16 protein-coding genes are annotated in these 15,679 nt (G+C 72.8%); 13 read left to right on the top strand and 3 right to left on the bottom strand.

The annotated features are described in order from the left end of the window. The first annotated feature begins 29 nt into the window (after positions 1 to 29). Both AB0H28_RS09020 and AB0H28_RS09015 read left to right on the top strand, forming a co-directional pair. Positions 30 to 1,070, top strand: a complete 1,041-nt coding sequence (locus AB0H28_RS09020; RefSeq protein WP_358036208.1) for a S66 peptidase family protein — start codon at positions 30 to 32, stop codon at positions 1,068 to 1,070. A 7-nt stretch (positions 1,071 to 1,077) separates the two neighbouring features. Further along, complete coding sequence (locus AB0H28_RS09015) at positions 1,078 to 1,269, top strand: hypothetical protein (protein ID WP_358036206.1); 192 nt, start codon at positions 1,078 to 1,080, stop codon at positions 1,267 to 1,269. 167 nt (positions 1,270 to 1,436) lie between these two features. Here the strand turns inward: AB0H28_RS09015 and AB0H28_RS09010 are convergent, their stop codons facing one another. Then, complete coding sequence (locus AB0H28_RS09010; protein ID WP_358036204.1) at positions 1,437 to 2,345, bottom strand: cyclase family protein; 909 nt, start codon at positions 2,343 to 2,345, stop codon at positions 1,437 to 1,439. 205 nt (positions 2,346 to 2,550) lie between these two features. Here AB0H28_RS09010 and mfd point away from each other — a divergent pair, with 205 nt between their 5' ends. The 4 genes from mfd (at position 2,551) to AB0H28_RS08990 (ending at position 9,730) form a co-directional block, all read left to right on the top strand. After that, positions 2,551 to 6,237 (top strand): transcription-repair coupling factor, encoded by a 3,687-nt coding sequence (mfd, locus tag AB0H28_RS09005; RefSeq protein WP_358036202.1) that lies wholly within the window; start codon positions 2,551 to 2,553, stop codon positions 6,235 to 6,237. 47 nt (positions 6,238 to 6,284) lie between these two features. Next, positions 6,285 to 7,040 (top strand): hypothetical protein, encoded by a 756-nt coding sequence (locus AB0H28_RS09000; RefSeq protein ID WP_358036200.1) that lies wholly within the window; start codon positions 6,285 to 6,287, stop codon positions 7,038 to 7,040. After that, positions 7,037 to 8,020, top strand: a complete 984-nt coding sequence (locus tag AB0H28_RS08995) for a nucleoside triphosphate pyrophosphohydrolase (RefSeq protein WP_358036198.1) — start codon at positions 7,037 to 7,039, stop codon at positions 8,018 to 8,020. Before AB0H28_RS09000 ends, AB0H28_RS08995 begins: the two co-directional genes overlap by 4 nt. A gap of 90 nt (positions 8,021 to 8,110) precedes the next feature. Beyond that, positions 8,111 to 9,730, top strand: coding sequence for a DUF885 domain-containing protein (locus AB0H28_RS08990; protein WP_358036196.1), 1,620 nt, complete (start codon positions 8,111 to 8,113; stop codon positions 9,728 to 9,730). Positions 9,731 to 9,743: 13 nt separating this feature from the next. Here the strand turns inward: AB0H28_RS08990 and AB0H28_RS08985 are convergent, their stop codons facing one another. Then, the gene (locus AB0H28_RS08985) at positions 9,744 to 10,436 is read right to left on the bottom strand and encodes a hypothetical protein (RefSeq protein ID WP_358036194.1); all 693 of its coding nucleotides are present in this window, start codon (positions 10,434 to 10,436) and stop codon (positions 9,744 to 9,746) included. A gap of 211 nt (positions 10,437 to 10,647) precedes the next feature. Here AB0H28_RS08985 and eno point away from each other — a divergent pair, with 211 nt between their 5' ends. Genes eno through AB0H28_RS08950 form a run of 7 tightly spaced genes read left to right on the top strand, consistent with a single transcriptional unit; the run spans position 10,648 to position 15,280 of the window. Continuing rightward, positions 10,648 to 11,931 carry a phosphopyruvate hydratase gene (gene eno / locus AB0H28_RS08980; RefSeq protein ID WP_358036192.1) on the top strand — a complete coding sequence of 428 codons (1,284 nt, stop codon included), beginning with the start codon at positions 10,648 to 10,650 and terminating at the stop codon, positions 11,929 to 11,931. Positions 11,932 to 11,960: 29 nt separating this feature from the next. Next, entirely contained in the window at positions 11,961 to 12,590 is a 630-nt protein-coding gene (locus AB0H28_RS08975) for a septum formation initiator family protein (protein ID WP_358036613.1), read from the top strand. A 25-nt stretch (positions 12,591 to 12,615) separates the two neighbouring features. Next, positions 12,616 to 13,173 (top strand): DUF501 domain-containing protein, encoded by a 558-nt coding sequence (locus AB0H28_RS08970; protein WP_358036190.1) that lies wholly within the window; start codon positions 12,616 to 12,618, stop codon positions 13,171 to 13,173. Position 13,174: 1 nt separating this feature from the next. After that, complete coding sequence (locus AB0H28_RS08965; RefSeq protein ID WP_358036188.1) at positions 13,175 to 13,687, top strand: amino-acid N-acetyltransferase; 513 nt, start codon at positions 13,175 to 13,177, stop codon at positions 13,685 to 13,687. Positions 13,688 to 13,724: 37 nt separating this feature from the next. Continuing rightward, positions 13,725 to 14,654: a Ppx/GppA phosphatase family protein gene (locus AB0H28_RS08960; protein WP_358036611.1), complete on the top strand. Its 930-nt coding sequence runs from the start codon at positions 13,725 to 13,727 to the stop codon at positions 14,652 to 14,654. A 48-nt stretch (positions 14,655 to 14,702) separates the two neighbouring features. Continuing rightward, the gene (locus AB0H28_RS08955; protein ID WP_278107718.1) at positions 14,703 to 14,906 is read left to right on the top strand and encodes an Arc family DNA-binding protein; all 204 of its coding nucleotides are present in this window, start codon (positions 14,703 to 14,705) and stop codon (positions 14,904 to 14,906) included. Further along, entirely contained in the window at positions 14,903 to 15,280 is a 378-nt protein-coding gene (locus AB0H28_RS08950) for a Fic family protein (RefSeq protein ID WP_358036186.1), read from the top strand. The genes AB0H28_RS08955 and AB0H28_RS08950 overlap by 4 nt, the downstream gene beginning before the upstream one ends. A 220-nt stretch (positions 15,281 to 15,500) precedes the next feature. Here the strand turns inward: AB0H28_RS08950 and AB0H28_RS08945 are convergent, their stop codons facing one another. After that, positions 15,501 to 15,674: a hypothetical protein gene (locus AB0H28_RS08945; protein WP_358036645.1), complete on the bottom strand. Its 174-nt coding sequence runs from the start codon at positions 15,672 to 15,674 to the stop codon at positions 15,501 to 15,503. Between the last annotated feature and the right edge of the window lie 5 nt (positions 15,675 to 15,679).

The raw sequence follows: 15,679 nt of genomic DNA, 5'->3' as shown, positions 1-15,679 counted from the left end.
TCGCTGGTGCGCGCCGATAGCGTCGGATCATGACGACGCCGCGCTACCCCGTCAAGCCGCGACCGGGCGACCGGGTCGCGGTCGTCTCACCCTCCGCCGGTCTGCCCGGTCTCTTTCCCCACGTGTACGAGCTGGGCCTGCGCCGCCTCCGCGACGAGCTGGGGTTGGAACCGGTGGAATATCCGACCACCCGGCAGATGGGCGCCGACCCGCGGGACCGGGCCCGCGACCTGACCGCCGCGTTCGCCGACCCGACGGTCACCGCGGTGCTCGCCACCGTCGGCGGGGACGACCTGATCACGGTCACCCCGTTCCTCGACGACGAGGTGCTGCGGGCCAACCCGAAGCCCTACTTCGGCTATTCCGACAACACCAACCTGCTCAACCACCTGCACCGGCTGGGGGTCGTCGCCTATCACGGCGGCTCGGTGCTGGTGCACCTCGGCCGGCCCGGCCGACCGCACCCGCTCACCCTCGACTCGCTGCGCGCGGCGCTGTTCACCTCCGACTGGTACGACCTGACCCCGGCCGCCGAGTGGGGCGACGAGACGCTCGACTGGCGCGACCCGGCGACGCTCACCGAGGAACCGCCGATGGTTCCGGGCGAGGGCTGGCGCTGGCACGGGCCGGCCCGGATGGTCCAGGGCGGCACCTGGGGCGGCAACCTGGAGATCCTGCACTGGCTGGCCGCCGCCGGCCGGGTGCCGTCCGCCGCCGAACTGGCCGGCGCGGTGCTGCTCATGGAGACCTCGCAGGAGATGCCGCCGGCTCAGGAGGTGTTCCGGATCGTGCGGAACCTGGGCGAGCGCGGCCTGCTCGCCGGCTTCCCGGCGATCGTGGTGGGCCGGCCCAAGGCATGGAACTTCGACCGGCCGCTGTCGGTGGCGGAGCGGCTGGCCTGGGGCGAGGAGCAGCGGGCGGCGATCCTGCGGGCGATCGGCCCGTACGTCGACGACCCGGTGGTGGTCTTCGACGTCGACCTCGGCCACACCGACCCGCAGTTGATCATCCCGTACGGCGGGGAGATCCGGGTCGACGCGGTCGAACAGCGGATCGCGGTGCGCTACTGACCGCGCGGTGATCCAGGCCGGCGTCGGCCTGTGGCGGATGGACGTCGGCCCGACCTCGGCGTCTGGCCTGCTGCTGGAGTTCTCCGCCGGCGCGGAGGTCGAGCGGTGGCCGCTAGACCTGCCCCGGTCCGGGGTGCTGGCCCGCGCGTCCCGGCGCCTGCTCCGCCGCCTGACCTCGCCGGCCGTCCACGCCGCCTGACCACCTCGCCACGCACCACGCGGGTCGGTGGAACGCGATGGCTGTCACGAGACGGTTTTGACACCCATGACGTTCCACCCGCTGCACCTGGATGCCGTCGGTGGAACGCCATGGGTGTCTCGGCTCCCGTTTGACACCTATCGCGTTCCACTCACCGGGTGGAGCCGTCAGACTACGGCGAAGGCGCGGACCGGGAAGGTGCCCATGCCGGCCACCCGCGGCGGGGCGGCGGTGAACCGGAAACCGGTCGGCGGCAGCGCGTCCAGGCCGGTCAGGTGCTCCACGATCGGGATGCCGGCGGCCAGCAGCCCGGTGTGCGCCGGGCGCTCGCCGGCCGCCGCCGGGGTCATGTCGTCGATGTTGATCGAGTCGATGCCGACCAGCGCCGCGCCGGCCTCCACCAGCCAGGAGGCCCCGTCGCCGGTCAGGTACGGCGCCTGCGGTGCGGCATACCGGTCGGTGCCGAAGTGCGCGTCCCAGCCGGTGTGCAGCAGCACCGCCTGCCCGGCCACCTGGTAGGGGGCGAGCAGCAGGCGGTCCACCGCCCGGGTGCCGGCGGGTACGCGGACCACCAGGCCGGGCAGGTCGGCCAGCCGGTCCAGCGGTACCCCGGTCAGGTCGGGTCCGTCGGCGAAGCGGTGCGACGGCGTGTCGACGTACGTGCCGGTGTTGGCGATCATGTCGATGCGGCCGACGTGGAACTCGACACCCGGCGCGTACCGCTCGCGGGACGCCTCCCGGGTCAGCCAGTCGGTGATCCGGGGGGCCGGCCAGCCGGGCAGCGTGACCAGGCCGTCGGTGATGTCGTGGCTCAGCTCCACCAGCCGCCGCCCGCCGGACGGCGCACGGCCGACGCCGCGCCCGCCCTTGTGCGCCTCCTCGACCACGGTCCGGTTGCTGATCCGCACCTCGCCGACCATGAGCAGCCCGAGGTGCCGCACGAGCAGCGCCCTCAACTCGTCGTCGGTGATCCCGGGGCCGGGCACGTCCAGCCGGAACCCGTCGGTACGCAGCCCGCCCCCGTTGACAAAGACCACCTCGGCGTCGAAGACCGCCCGATACTCACCCTCACCCACACCCCAACCCACCACGCCCCTCGCCACTCGTCAAGAAGCGCCGCTGATTCACGGAAACAGCGCCCATCCGCGCGCCGAAGGCCACTCTTTCCGTGCATCAGCGGCGCACCCGGGGGTGGGGTCGGAGGGGATAGGGTCGGGTGGGACCCCCGTCCGGTTGGGCGCGGGGTCGTCGTCGTGTGTCAAGCGCTGGAAGTGATCACTGATGCTCACCGGACTCTTCGCCGCCGCCCTGGCCGACCCCGGGCTGGCCCGGGCGCGTGACCTGGCGCGCTCCGGTGCCGCCCAGGTCGACGGGCTCGACCTCACCGCACCGGCCGCGCTGCGCCCGTTCGCCGTGGCCGCCGTCGCCGCCGACGAGCAGGGGGGCGGGCGGCCGGTGCTCGCGGTCACCGCCACTACCCGCGAGGCCGACGACCTGGTCTCGGCGCTGGGCAGCCTGCTGCCGCCGGAGCAGGTGGCGGTCTTCCCGTCCTGGGAGACGCTGCCGCACGAGCGGCTCTCGCCGCGCTCCGACACGGTCGGGCGGCGGCTCGCCGTGCTGCGCCGGCTGGCCCACCCCGACTCCGCCGACGCGCAGGGGCGCAGCGGGCCGCTGCGGGTGGTCGTGGCACCGGTCCGGTCGCTGCTCCAACCGCAGCTCAAGGGCCTCGGTGACCTGGAGCCGGTGCAGCTCGCCGCCGGCGAAGAGGCCGACCTGGACCAGGTGGCCCGCCGGCTCACCGACATGGCGTACGCCCGGGTCGACCTGGTCACCAAGCGCGGCGAGTACGCCGTGCGCGGCGGCATCCTGGACGTCTTCCCGCCCACCGACGAGCACCCGTCCCGGGTCGAATTCTGGGGCGACGAGGTGGAGGAGATCCGCACCTTCGCCGTCGCCGACCAGCGCACCATCGAAGGCGTGCCGCAGCTCTGGGCGCCGCCGTGCCGCGAGCTGCTGCTCACCCCGTCGGTGCGGAAGCGGGCCGCCGCGCTCGCCGCCGAACACCCCGAGCTGGCCGAGATCCTCGACAAACTGGCCGAGGGCATCCCGGTCGAGGGCATGGAGTCCCTCGCCCCGGCGCTGATCGGCGCCGACGCGCTGGAGCTGCTCGTCGACTGCATGCCGGCCGGCACCCACGTGCTGCTCTGCGACCCGGAGCGCATCCGCACCCGGGCGCACGACCTGGTCCGTACCTCGGAGGAGTTCCTCCAGGCGAGCTGGGCCGCAGCCGCCGTCGGCGGCCAGGCCCCGGTCGACCTCGGCGCCGCCGCCTTCAAGACCCTGGCCGAGGTACGCACGACAGCCCGCGCCCTGCGCCAGCCCTGGTGGACGCTCGCCCCGTTCGGCCTGGTCGAGGCCGACCCTCATTCGGTCCGGAGCGCCGGCTACCGGCGCGGAGGCCGAATTATGGTCGAAGAGGCCGCGCCGGCCCGGCAGCCGTGGGAGGACGCGCCCGCAGAGGTCGACGTCACGCCCGACGACGCCATCGCGGTGAGCCTCGCCGCCCAGCCGGCCCCGCTCTATCACGGCGAGACCGCCCGGGTGGTCGACGACCTGAAGCGTTGGGCCGGCGAGGGCTGGTCGATCGCGCTCGTCTTCGAGGGGCACGGTCCCGCCCAGCGGGCCGTCGAGGTGCTCCGCGACGCCGGCCTCGGCGCCCGGCTCACCGAGGAGGTGCCCACCGCGCCCGCCCCCGGCGAGCTGCTCGTCTCCTGCGGCTGCCTGACCGCGGGCTTCGTCGACGAGGCGTCGCGGTTCGTGCTGCTGACCGGCAACGACGTCACCGGCGGCCGGGGCACCTCCACCCGCGACATGCGCAAGATGCCCAGCCGGCGGCGCAACACCATCGATCCCCTCGAACTGCGGGCCGGCGACTTCGTGGTGCACGAGCAGCACGGCATCGGCCGCTACGTCGAGCTGGTGCAGCGCACCGTCAACGGCGCCAGCCGGGAATACCTGGTGATCGAATACGCGGCGAGCAAGCGCGGCCAGCCCGGCGACCGCCTCTTCGTCCCCACCGACCAGCTCGACCAGCTCTCCCGCTACGTCGGCGGCGAGCAGCCCACGCTGCACAAGATGGGCGGCTCGGACTGGCAGAAGTCCAAGGCCCGGGCGCGCAAGGCGGTCCGGGAGATCGCCGCCCAGCTCATTCAGCTCTACGCCGCCCGCAAGGCGTCCAAGGGGCACAACTTCGGCCCGGACACCCCGTGGCAGCGGGAGTTGGAGGACGCGTTCCCCTGGCAGGAGACGCCCGACCAGATGGCCGCCATCGAGGAGGTCAAGCGGGACATGGAGCAGACCGTCCCGATGGACCGGCTGATCTGCGGCGACGTCGGCTACGGCAAGACCGAGATCGCGGTGCGGGCGGCGTTCAAGGCGGTGCAGGACGGCAAGCAGGTGGCCGTGCTGGTGCCCACCACGCTGCTGGTGCAGCAGCACTACAACACGTTCGCCGAGCGGATGAGCCAGTTCCCGGTCAACATCCGGCAGCTCTCCCGGTTCCAGACCGCGAAGGAGTCCGAGCGGACGTTGGAGATGGTGGCCGACGGCAGCGTCGACATCGTCATCGGCACCCACCGGCTGCTCCAGGCGGCCACCCGGTTCAAGTCCCTCGGGCTGGTCATCATCGACGAGGAGCAGCGTTTCGGCGTCGAGCACAAGGAGCACCTGAAGACGCTGCGCGCCTCGGTCGACGTGCTCGCCATGTCGGCCACCCCGATCCCGCGGACGCTGGAGATGGCGATCACCGGCATCCGGGAGATGTCCACCATCGCCACCCCGCCCGAGGAGCGGCACCCGGTGCTGACGTTCGTCGGGGCGTACGACGACCGGCAGGTGGCCGCCTCCATCCACCGCGAGCTGCTGCGCGACGGTCAGGTGTTCTACCTGCACAACCGGGTCGAGTCGATCGACAGGGCGGCACGCCGGATCCGCGAGCTGGTGCCCGAGGCCCGGGTCGCGGTGGCGCACGGCCAGATGGGCGAGGAGGCGCTGGAGAAGGTGATGGTCGGCTTCTGGGAGAAGGAGTTCGACGTCCTGGTCTGCACCACGATCGTCGAGTCGGGCATCGACATCCCGAACGCCAACACGCTGATCGTGGAACGCGCCGACCTGCTCGGCCTGGCCCAGCTGCACCAGATCCGGGGCCGGGTCGGCCGGGGCCGGGAACGCGCGTACGCCTACTTTCTCTACCCGCCGGAGAAGCCGCTCACCGAGCACGCGCACGAGCGGCTGGCCACCATCGCCCAGCACACCGAGCTGGGCGCCGGCATGTACGTGGCGATGAAGGACCTGGAGATCCGGGGCGCCGGCAACCTGCTCGGCGGTGAGCAGTCCGGCCACATCGAGGGCGTCGGCTTCGACCTGTACGTCCGGATGGTCGGCGAGGCGGTGTCCGCCTTCAAGGGTGAGAGCACCGAGGAGGAGACCGACGTCAAGATCGACCTGCCGATCGACGCGCACCTGCCGCACGACTACGTCGGGGTGGAGCGGCTGCGCCTGGAGATGTACCGCAAGCTGGCCGAGGCCCGCGACGCGGAGCGGCTGGGCGAGGTGGTGGCCGAGATGACCGACCGCTACGGCGAGCCGCCCGCGCCGGTGCAGAACCTGGTGGCGGTGGCGAACTTCCGGCTGCTGGCCCGCCGCTACGGCCTGGCCGACGTGTCGATGCAGGGCAAGCACATCCGGTTCGGTCCGCTGCCGCTGCCCGACTCGAAGCAGATGCGGCTCAAGCGCTACCACCCGGATTCGGTCTACAAGCAGGCGCTCGACCAGGTGAGCGTGCCCCGGCCGAGCATCCGGCGGGTCGGCGGCGAGCCGCTGCGCGACCAGGCGCTGCTCCAGTGGTGCGCCCAGCTCCTCAAGGATGTTCTGGGTGAGCCGGTCCCGGCGGAGGCGGGGGCGCGGTGAGGTGGGCGGCGTCACAGCCGGGTTCGGGGCGTGAGAGAGTGACCGGCATGCGTGTACGCCGTCTTGTCGCCGTCGCCAGCGTGGCGGTCGGCCTCGTCGCCCTCTCCGGTTGCCGCACCGAGCCGGGGGTCGCCGCCTACATCGGTGACCACCGCGTCACCGAGGATCAGGTCAGCTCGATTCTCGACGAGGTCCGGGACGGCCTGGCCAGCCAGCCGGCCACCGCACCGCAGGCCGACGCGCTGCTGCCGCCCCGAGACCAGGTGGTCGCCACCCTGGTGCTGTCGGACGTGTGCAGGGAGCTCTCCGCCGACCGGGGCTACCAGCCGAAGAACCAGGTGACCGCAGAGCAGGTGGCCCAGCAGACCGGGCTGCCCGCCGACGCGGCGTACCCGAAGCGGGTCGCCGAGTTCTACACCTGCGTCTCCGGCGTGCCGGTCGGTGAGTCGACCGCCCCCACGAAGGAGGAACTGGCCGCGGTGATCGCCGCCGGCCGGGCCGCCGGCGCCATCCCGCCGAACGTGTCCGACGCCGACGCCGCCGGCCAGCTCGACGGTGATCAGCTCCGCTCCGCGCTGGCCACCCGCAAGGCGCTCGCCGACGCGATCGACGGCTACGACGTCTCGGTCAACCCGCGCTACCGTCCGCTGGCCTTCCCGGTGCTCACCTTCAAGGGCGACGTGCCGGCGGTCTCCGTGCCGCTGGGCGAGCCGGGGTCGTCGGTCACCGACATCTCCACCCCGGAGCCGGAGACCGGCGAGTCGGTGCCGGTGGTCGAGCCGTCGGCGGCGCCCGGCGCATGACCGCGCGCATCGTCCTGCTGGTCACCTCGCCCCGGCTGCCGGCCGGCCTGTTGACCTCGGCCGCCTGGGACGCCGTACGCTCCGCGCCGGTCCTCACCGGCGTCGACGGCGAGCTGACCCGGGCGGTGCGGACGGCCGGCGTCGAGGTGCGCGTGATGACCGAGGGCGCGACGCAGGCGCTGCTCGACGCCGCCGCCACGCACGGCGGCGCGGTCTGGCTGGCCGGCCCGGCCGGCGACGATGCGCTCGCCCGGGAGTTGGGGCTGCGGCTGGCCCGCGAACCGTCCCTGGCCGAGCTGGAGCTGATGTACGGCTCCTGGGACCCGCCGGGCGCCCGGCTGCTCGACGCGGTCGAGGTGATGGACCGGCTGGCCTCCCCGGGAGGTGACCCGTGGAAGCGGGCGCAGACCCACCGCAGCCTGGCCGCGTTCCTGCTGGAGGAGTGCTACGAGGCGTACGACGCGATAAGCGCCGACGACACCGACTCGCTGCGCGAGGAGTTGGGGGACGTGCTGCTCCAGGTGCTGCTGCACGCCCGGCTGGCCGAGAACCTCCCGGAGGGGAAGAGCTGGACCGTCGACGACGTGGCCGGCGGCCTGGTCGACAAGATGGTGCGGCGCAACCCGCACGTGTTCGCCGGCGAGCCGGCCGGCACCATCGAGGAGATCGAGGCCAACTGGGAGCGGATCAAGCGGGCGGAGAAGACCCGCGCCTCGGTGCTCGACGGGATCGCGTTGAGTCAGCCCGCGCTCGCGCTGGCCGCGAAGATCCTGGACCGCGCCGGCCGGGTGGGGCTGGCCGTGCCGCCGCCGCTGGCCGGGTCGCAGGTGGATCCGGAGGCCCGGCTCGGCGCGAGCCTGCTGGCCACGGTGGCCGCCGCCCGGCAGGCCGGCATCGATCCGGAGGCCGCGTTGCGTCGCGCCGCCCTGGCCTACGCCGACGCCGTCCGCGCCGCCGAACCCGCCACGCCGGAAACCTGAAGATCCTGGTACGGAAGTGCCCCTGGAAGGACCGTTTCGTACCAAGATCTCGCAGCCGCGCCGAGGCGTGATGGTGGGTAGGGTTCGGGGATGGAAGCGTTCGGACCGCTCGCCGAGCGGATCGTGGAGGCGTTGCTGGAGAGCCGGCCCGGGTTGGCCACGTCCGCCGGGGACCACCGCTACGACGACCGCCTGCCCGACCTCTCCGCCGACGCGCTCGCCGCCGACCAGGCGATGCTGCGCGACGCGGCCGACGCGCTCGCCGAGATCGACCCGGACGTGCTCGACGTCGACGAGGGCGTCGACCACGCGCTGCTCAGCAGCCTGGTCGACCGCGGGCTGTTCGAGGCCACCGAGATCCGCGGCCACGAGTGGGACCCGCTGCGGCACAACCCGGGTCCGCTGCTGCACGCGTTGCTGGCCCGCCCCTACGCCCCGGTCGACGAGCGACTCGGCCACCTCGCCGGGCGCCTCGATGCCGTACCCGATGCGCTGGCGACCGCGCGCGCGACGCTGCGGGACATGCCGCGGGTGCACGCCGAGACGGCGGTCGGGCAGTTCGCCGGCGCGGCGGCGCTGATTCGCGACGAGGTCCCGGCGTTGCTCGCGCAGGCGCCGGCGCTGCGGGGTCGGGTGGGGCCGGCGGCCACCGCCGCGATCGCCGCGCTCGACGAGTTCGTGGGGTGGCTGCGGGCGGGGCTGGCGGCGGACGCCGGCCCGGGTCGCGACCCGCGGTTGGGCCGGCGGCGCTGGGAGGCGCGGCTGTGGCACACGCTCGACACCGAGCTGAGCGCCGCCGAGGTGCAGCGCCGCGCGTGGGCCAACCTCGACCGGGTCACCGACGAGATCCGGGCGGCGGCGGTCGAGCTGGTCGGTGGTCCGGCCGACGACGAGACGGTACGCCGCGCGCTGGGCCTGCTCGCCGCGGAGCACCCGGACGACGCCACCATAGTGGACCTGGCGTCGGTGACGCTCGACGAGGCGAGCGACTTCGTCCGCCACCACGATCTGGTGAGCCTGGTCGACGATCCGTGCGTGATCCAGGAGATGCCGGAGTTCGCCCGGGGCGTGGCGGTGGCCTACTGCGACGCGCCGGGTCCGCTGGAAACGGCCGACGTGCCGACGTTCTACTGCATCGCGCCGACCCCGGCGGACTGGCCGGCGCGGCGGGTCGAGTCGTTCTACCGGGAATACAACGACCACATGATCCGCAACCTGACCGTGCACGAGGCGATGCCCGGTCATTTCCTCCAGCTCGCCCACGCCCGCCGCTACGCCGGCCCGACCCGGGTGCGCGCGCTCACCGAATCCGGCGTGTTCATCGAGGGTTGGGCGGTCTACACCGAGGAGCTGATGGCCGGGCTGGGTTTCGGTGGGCTGCCGGTGCGGTTGCAGCAGCTCAAGATGCAGCTCCGGATGACCATCAACGCGCTGCTCGACCAGCTCGTGCACTGCGACGACCTTTCCGAGGCCGACGCGCTGGCGCTGATGACCGGGCGGGGCTTCCAGGAGGAGGGCGAGGCGACCGGGAAATGGCGGCGCGCGCTGCTCACCTCCACCCAGCTCTCCACCTACTTCGTCGGCTACAGCGAGATGGCGGACATCGCCGCGGCTCGGCCGGCGGGGGTGGCGGCACGCGACTGGCACGACTCGATGCTGGCGCACGACTGCCCGCCGCCGCGGCACCTGCGCACGCTGCTGGGGGTGTGAGGGCCGGCGGGCGTCAGGACGTCTTCGTGCGCCGGTCCACCACGCCGGCGCCGGCCGGCACGTCGAACGTGGCGGGTTCGACCGTCTCGGTGTAGCGACTCAGGGTGACCTCGGCGGCCTTGCCGTCGAGCGTGCCGGTGAAGCTGCCCAGCACCCCCTCGTTCGTCACGCAGGTGGCGAAACGCTCCCCGGCGTTGGCGACGTCCACGCAGGTGGCGTGGTGCCCGGCGAGGGTGGTGTCGGCCTGGGTGATGACCGCGTCGGGCTCCAGCGCCGCGTCGGTGAGCAGCCGGATCACCGCGGGCGGGGTGACCAGGCCCTGCTTGCGGGCCTCGTCGTAGACGACCACCGACGGCTTGCCGGCGGTGAGCACCGGCGGGGACACCGTGCAGGAGGTGCGGGCGGAGGTGCTCGCGCACCGGGTCACCGCCTCCTGGGTCACCGTGATCCTGCCGCCGGGCCAGGTGTAGGTGGAGCGCAGCGGCTTGACGGTCTGGGCGATCGAGGCGGTCTGGCCGCCGGCGAGCTGGTAGTCGGCGGCCCAGGTCTGTTCCAGCGCCTGGTCCATCCGCGCGGCGAGGTCGTTGACCAGATCGGCCCGCCCGAGCGCCACGCCCGCGTCGTCCAGGGTCTGGCAGCCGGTGACCGAGAGCGACGCGATGATCGAGGCGGCGAGCACGCGGCGAGTCGTCGAGGCGGCAGGCATGATGCCCAGCCTTGTCGATCGACGCAACCTCTCGCAAACCGGTTGCCGGTTGACGACCGGTAAACCGGGAATGTCCGTCTCATTCGACGCCGGGGGCCCGCCCCGACCGGCATGCGGAGGAGCGGGGACCGATACGCTGCGTTCAACACCTGCCTCAGCCGCACCGTCGCGGCCCGAACCGGACCGGAACACACAAACGAGGAGCGACTCAGTGGCAACCATCGAGGGAATTGTCGCCCGGGAGATCCTGGACTCGCGGGGCAACCCGACGGTCGAGGTCGAGGTCGGGCTCGACGACGGCACGATCGCCCGCGCCGCGGTGCCGTCCGGCGCCTCCACCGGCGCGTTCGAGGCGGTCGAGCTGCGCGACGGCGACAAGGACCGCTACCTGGGCAAGGGTGTCGAGAAGGCCGTCGCCAACATCGAGGACCGGATCGTCGACCAGCTCATCGGCTACGAGGCCAGCGAGCAGCGGCTGATCGACCAGAAGATGATCGACATCGACGGCTCGGACAACAAGGGCGAGCTGGGCGCCAACGCCATCCTCGGCGTCTCGCTGGCCGTGGCGAAGGCCGCCGCCGGCAGCGCCGAGCTGAGCCTCTTCCGCTACCTGGGTGGCCCCAACGCGCACCTGCTCCCGGTGCCGATGATGAACATCCTCAACGGCGGCGCGCACGCCGACTCGAACGTCGACATCCAGGAGTTCATGATCGCGCCGATCGGCGCGCCGACGTTCCGGGACGCGGTCCGCTCCGGCGCCGAGGTCTACCACGCGCTGAAGTCGGTGCTGAAGAAGAAGGACCTGTCGACAGGCCTCGGCGACGAGGGCGGCTTCGCGCCGAACCTGCCCACCAACGCCGCCGCGCTGGACCTGATCGCCGAGGCGGTGGAGAAGGCCGGCTACCGGCTCGGCACCGACATCGTGTTCGCGCTCGACGTGGCCGCCACCGAGTTCTTCGACAACGGCAGCTACACGTTCGAGGGCAGCGCGAAGAGCGCCGAGGAGATGAGCAACTACTACACCAAGCTCGCCGGCGACTACCCGATCGTCTCGATCGAGGACCCGCTGGCCGAGGACGACTGGAGCGGCTGGGCCACGCTGACCGCCGCGCTCGGCGACCGGATCCAGATCGTCGGCGACGACCTGTTCGTGACCAACCCGCAGCGCATCGCCCGGGGCATCGCCGAGCGGGCCGCCAACGCGGTGCTGGTCAAGGTCAACCAGATCGGCTCGCTCACCGAGACGCTGGACGCCGTCGACCTGGCCCACCGGGCCGGCTTCCGGTGCATGATGAGCCACCGGTCCGGCGAGACCGAGGACACCACCATCGCCGACCTGGCGGTCGCCACCGGCTGCGGTCAGATCAAGACCGGCGCGCCGGCCCGCTCCGACCGGGTGGCCAAGTACAACCAGCTCCTGCGGATCGAGGAGGAGTTGGCCGACGCGGCGCGGTACGCCGGCGCCGGCGCGTTCCCGCGTTACCGTTCGGCCTGAGGCCGGCGCTGAGGGGGAGGGGTGTGACGATGCAGCAGCGCCGCACACCGGGTGGCCAGCGGCCCGCCCGTCGGCCGGGTCAGGCCGGCCGGGTGGGCGGTGCCCGGTCCACCGCCCGCGACGGCGGTGTCCGCGCGCAGCCGCGCGCCGCCGGGCGGTCGCCCGGCGCGTCCCGCGCCACCGAGGGCGTACGCTCCGCGAACCGTCCGGGCGCGGCCCGGCGCGGCGCGGCCGGCGGCCCGGTCAGGCGGCTCACCGCACCCCAACCCCGGCGCTTCACCGGCCGTGCCACAGTGCTGTTCGCGGTGCTGATCGCGCTCGCCCTGGCCTACACCTACCCGGTCCGGGTCTATCTGGACCAGCAGGCCGACATCGAGCGGATGGAGGCGTCCCAGGCCGAGCAACGGCGGCTGATCGAGCGCCTGACCGCCGAGGCGGCCAAGTGGAAGGACGACGCCTACGTCGAGACCAAGGCCCGGGAGCGCTTCTTCATGGTCCGGCCCGGTGAGACGGCGCTCGTGGTGCTGCGGGACCCGGAGGGCGCGGCCAAGGACGCCGGCCGGGGCGCGAAGCCGGGGGCGCCGAGCGCGCCCGAGCCCTGGTACGACACCCTGTGGTCGAGCGTGCAGGCGGCCAACGCCGAGCGCCCCGACAAGTGAGTTGTTATTTCGAGAGGCACAACCCGTGAGCGTCGTACCACCGCAGGATCCGGCGGCGGACTCCGTACCCCCGCCGGAGCGCCAGCCGGCCACCGAGGCCGACCTGGCCGCGGTGGCCGCCCAGCTCGGACGCCCGCCGCGCGGCACCCGGGCGGTGGCCCACCGGTGCCCCTGCGGCCTGCCCGACGTGGTGGAGACGACGCCCCGCCTGGCCGACGGCACGCCGTTCCCGACGCTGTTCTACCTGACCTGCCCGCGGGCGACCGCGGCGTGCAGCCGGCTGGAGTCGGCCGGGCTGATGAAGGAGATGGCCGACCGGCTCGCCGAGGACCCGGAGCTGGCCGCCCGTTACCGGGCCGCGCACGTCGACTACCTGGCCCGCCGCGACGCGATCGGCGAGGTGCCGGAGATCGCCGGTGTCTCGGCCGGGGGGATGCCCGGCCGGGTGAAGTGCCTGCACGTGCATCTCGGCCACGCGCTGGCCGCCGGCGCGGGGGTGAACCCGTTCGGCGACGAGACGCTGGCGCTGGTGGAGAAGTGGTGGGCCGCCGGCCCCTGCGTGGACGTGCCCGCCGGGGAGTGAGATGACCACCGTCGACCAGGTCGTGGTCCGCCGCGCCCGGACCGCCGACGTGCGCGGCATCCGCCGGCTGGTGGACACCTACACCGACGACCGGCGGCTGCTCAGCAAGGCCACCGTGACGCTCTACGAGGACGTGCAGGAGTTCCGGGTCGCGGTGACGCCGGACGGCGCGGTGGTCGGCTGCGGCGCGCTGCACGTGATGTGGGAGGACCTGGCCGAGATCCGGACGGTGGCGGTCGACCCGTCCTGCCGGGGGCACCGGTTGGGGCACCGGATCGTCGCCGAGCTGATCGACGCGGCACGCGAGCTGGGCGTCGCCCGGATCTTCGTGCTGACGTTCGAGACCGGGTTCTTTGGCGCGTTCGGCTTCCGCGAGATCGACGGCGCCCCGGTGCCGCAGCCGGTCTACGAGCAGCTCCTGCGCTCCTATGACGAGGGTGTCGCCGAGTTCCTCGATCTGGAGCGGGTGAAGCCCAACACGCTCGGCAACACCCGGATGCTGCTGCGCCTGTGAGCCGGCCGGGCCGTAGGGTGGCGGCGTGAGCGCGCGTGTGGCTGCCATCGACTGCGGGACCAACTCGATCCGACTGCTGATCGCCGACCTGCCGGAGGAGTCCGCCGGGTCGTCGGCGCCGCTGGTGGACGTCAGCCGGCGGATGGAGATCGTGCGGCTGGGTCAGGGCGTCGACCGGACCGGCAGGCTCGCGCCGGAGGCGATCGAGCGGACCCGGGTGGCGCTCGCCGACTACGCGGCGGAGATCGAGAGGACCGGAGTCGACCGGGTGCGGATGTGCGCCACCTCGGCCTCGCGTGACGCTTCGAACGCCGGCGACTTCCGGGCCATGGTGGAGCGGACCCTGGGCGTGCCGCCGGAGGTGGTGACCGGCGACGAGGAGGCCCGGCTGTCGTTCACCGGGGCGGTGCGCGGCCTGCCCGCCGACGCCGAACCGCCGTACCTGGTGGTCGACATCGGCGGCGGCTCGACCGAGTTCGTGGTCGGCACCCGGGAGGCCGGGGTGCGCGGGGCGGTCTCGGTGGACATCGGCTGCGTCCGGATGACCGAACGGCACCTGCACGGCGACCCCCCGACCTCGGCGCAGGTCGCCGCCGCCGAGGCGGACATCGCGGCGGCGGTGGACCGGGCGCTGGCCGCCGTGCCCGGCCGGGAGGCCGCCACGCTGGTCGGGCTCGCCGGTTCGGTCACCACCGTGGTCGCCCTGGCCGAAGGGCTCCGGGAGTACGACCCGAGCCGCATCCACCACGCCCGCGTCCCGTACGAGCGGGTGGCTTCGGTGACCGCCTACCTGCTCGGCGCCACCCGGGAGCAGCGGCTGGCCGAGCCGGTGATGCACCCCGGCCGGGCCGACGTGATCGGCGCGGGCGCGCTGGTGCTGCGGGTGATCATGGAGCGGGCCGGCATGCCGTCGGTGGTCGCCTCCGAGCACGACATCCTCGACGGCATCGCCTGGACCCTCGCGTAGCCTCCTCGGACGGGTTCTGCCCCTGCCTACGGCCGGTATGATTTCCATATGGTCACTACTGTCAATCTTCCCGACGGGCTGCACGAACGGTTGAAAGATCTCGCCGAGCAGGAACACCGTTCGATGAATGCCACCATCGTCGTCGCCGTGGAGGAGTACGTTTCGGCGCGCAGTCGCCAAGCTCGCGTGCGAGATCTCGCGCGAGAGGTTGCCGAGCGTGATGCCGAACTGCTGCGGAGACTGGCCGAGTGATCCACTATCTTGAGGTCGACGACCTCGTGGAGATCGCCTCAATCGTCCTGGGAGAGACGCCGGAGGTTCGTGACTTCGGTCTGCTGTCGTCGGCGGTGGTCCGCCCGGCCACCGTGGTGTTCGGCCAAGAGGCGTATCCGGATCTCTGGAGCAAGGCCGCCGCGTTGCTGCACTCGGTCTGCATGAACCACGCGCTGATCGACGGCAACAAGCGGCTCGCCTGGGCGGCGTTGCGCGTCTTCCTGGCCCTCAACGAGGTGTCGATCCAGGATGTCGACGTCGACCAGGCCGAGGCCTTCGTGATGTCGGTCGCCAGCGGCACGATGACTGAGGTTCCCGACGTGGCTCGCGAACTCCGCAAGCTCTACGTCTGACTAGCCGCAGAACGCCTGACCGCCGTGCCCCGCACCGCCTCGTCGATCATGAACTTGGCGGCGACAAACCGGACGCCCAGCACCGGTCACCTCATGATCGCCGGGCTGGACCGGGAAGGCTCCCATTGGGTGGGCAGGGTTTCTGCATGCCGGGAATGGGGGAGATCTTGGAAGCTGAGCGCCCCTCCAGAGGCCGTTTCGCTCCAAGATCTCGGGTGGTTCAGTCGGACGGCAGGTCCGGCCGGTGCTCCCGTACCCACTTCTCGACGTCCGACTTCCGCCACACCTTGCCCATCGCGAGCACGGCGATCGGTTCGGGGAAGTTGCGCTGATTGGCGATCACGGAGGCGCGTTGGCGCGACACGTTGCCGAGCATCGCCCGGATCTCCGACACGCCTA

The organism is Micromonospora sp. NPDC050980, assembly GCF_040653835.1.
Classification (GTDB): domain Bacteria; phylum Actinomycetota; class Actinomycetes; order Mycobacteriales; family Micromonosporaceae; genus Micromonospora.
This window is presented reverse-complemented; position numbering and strand designations above follow the sequence as displayed.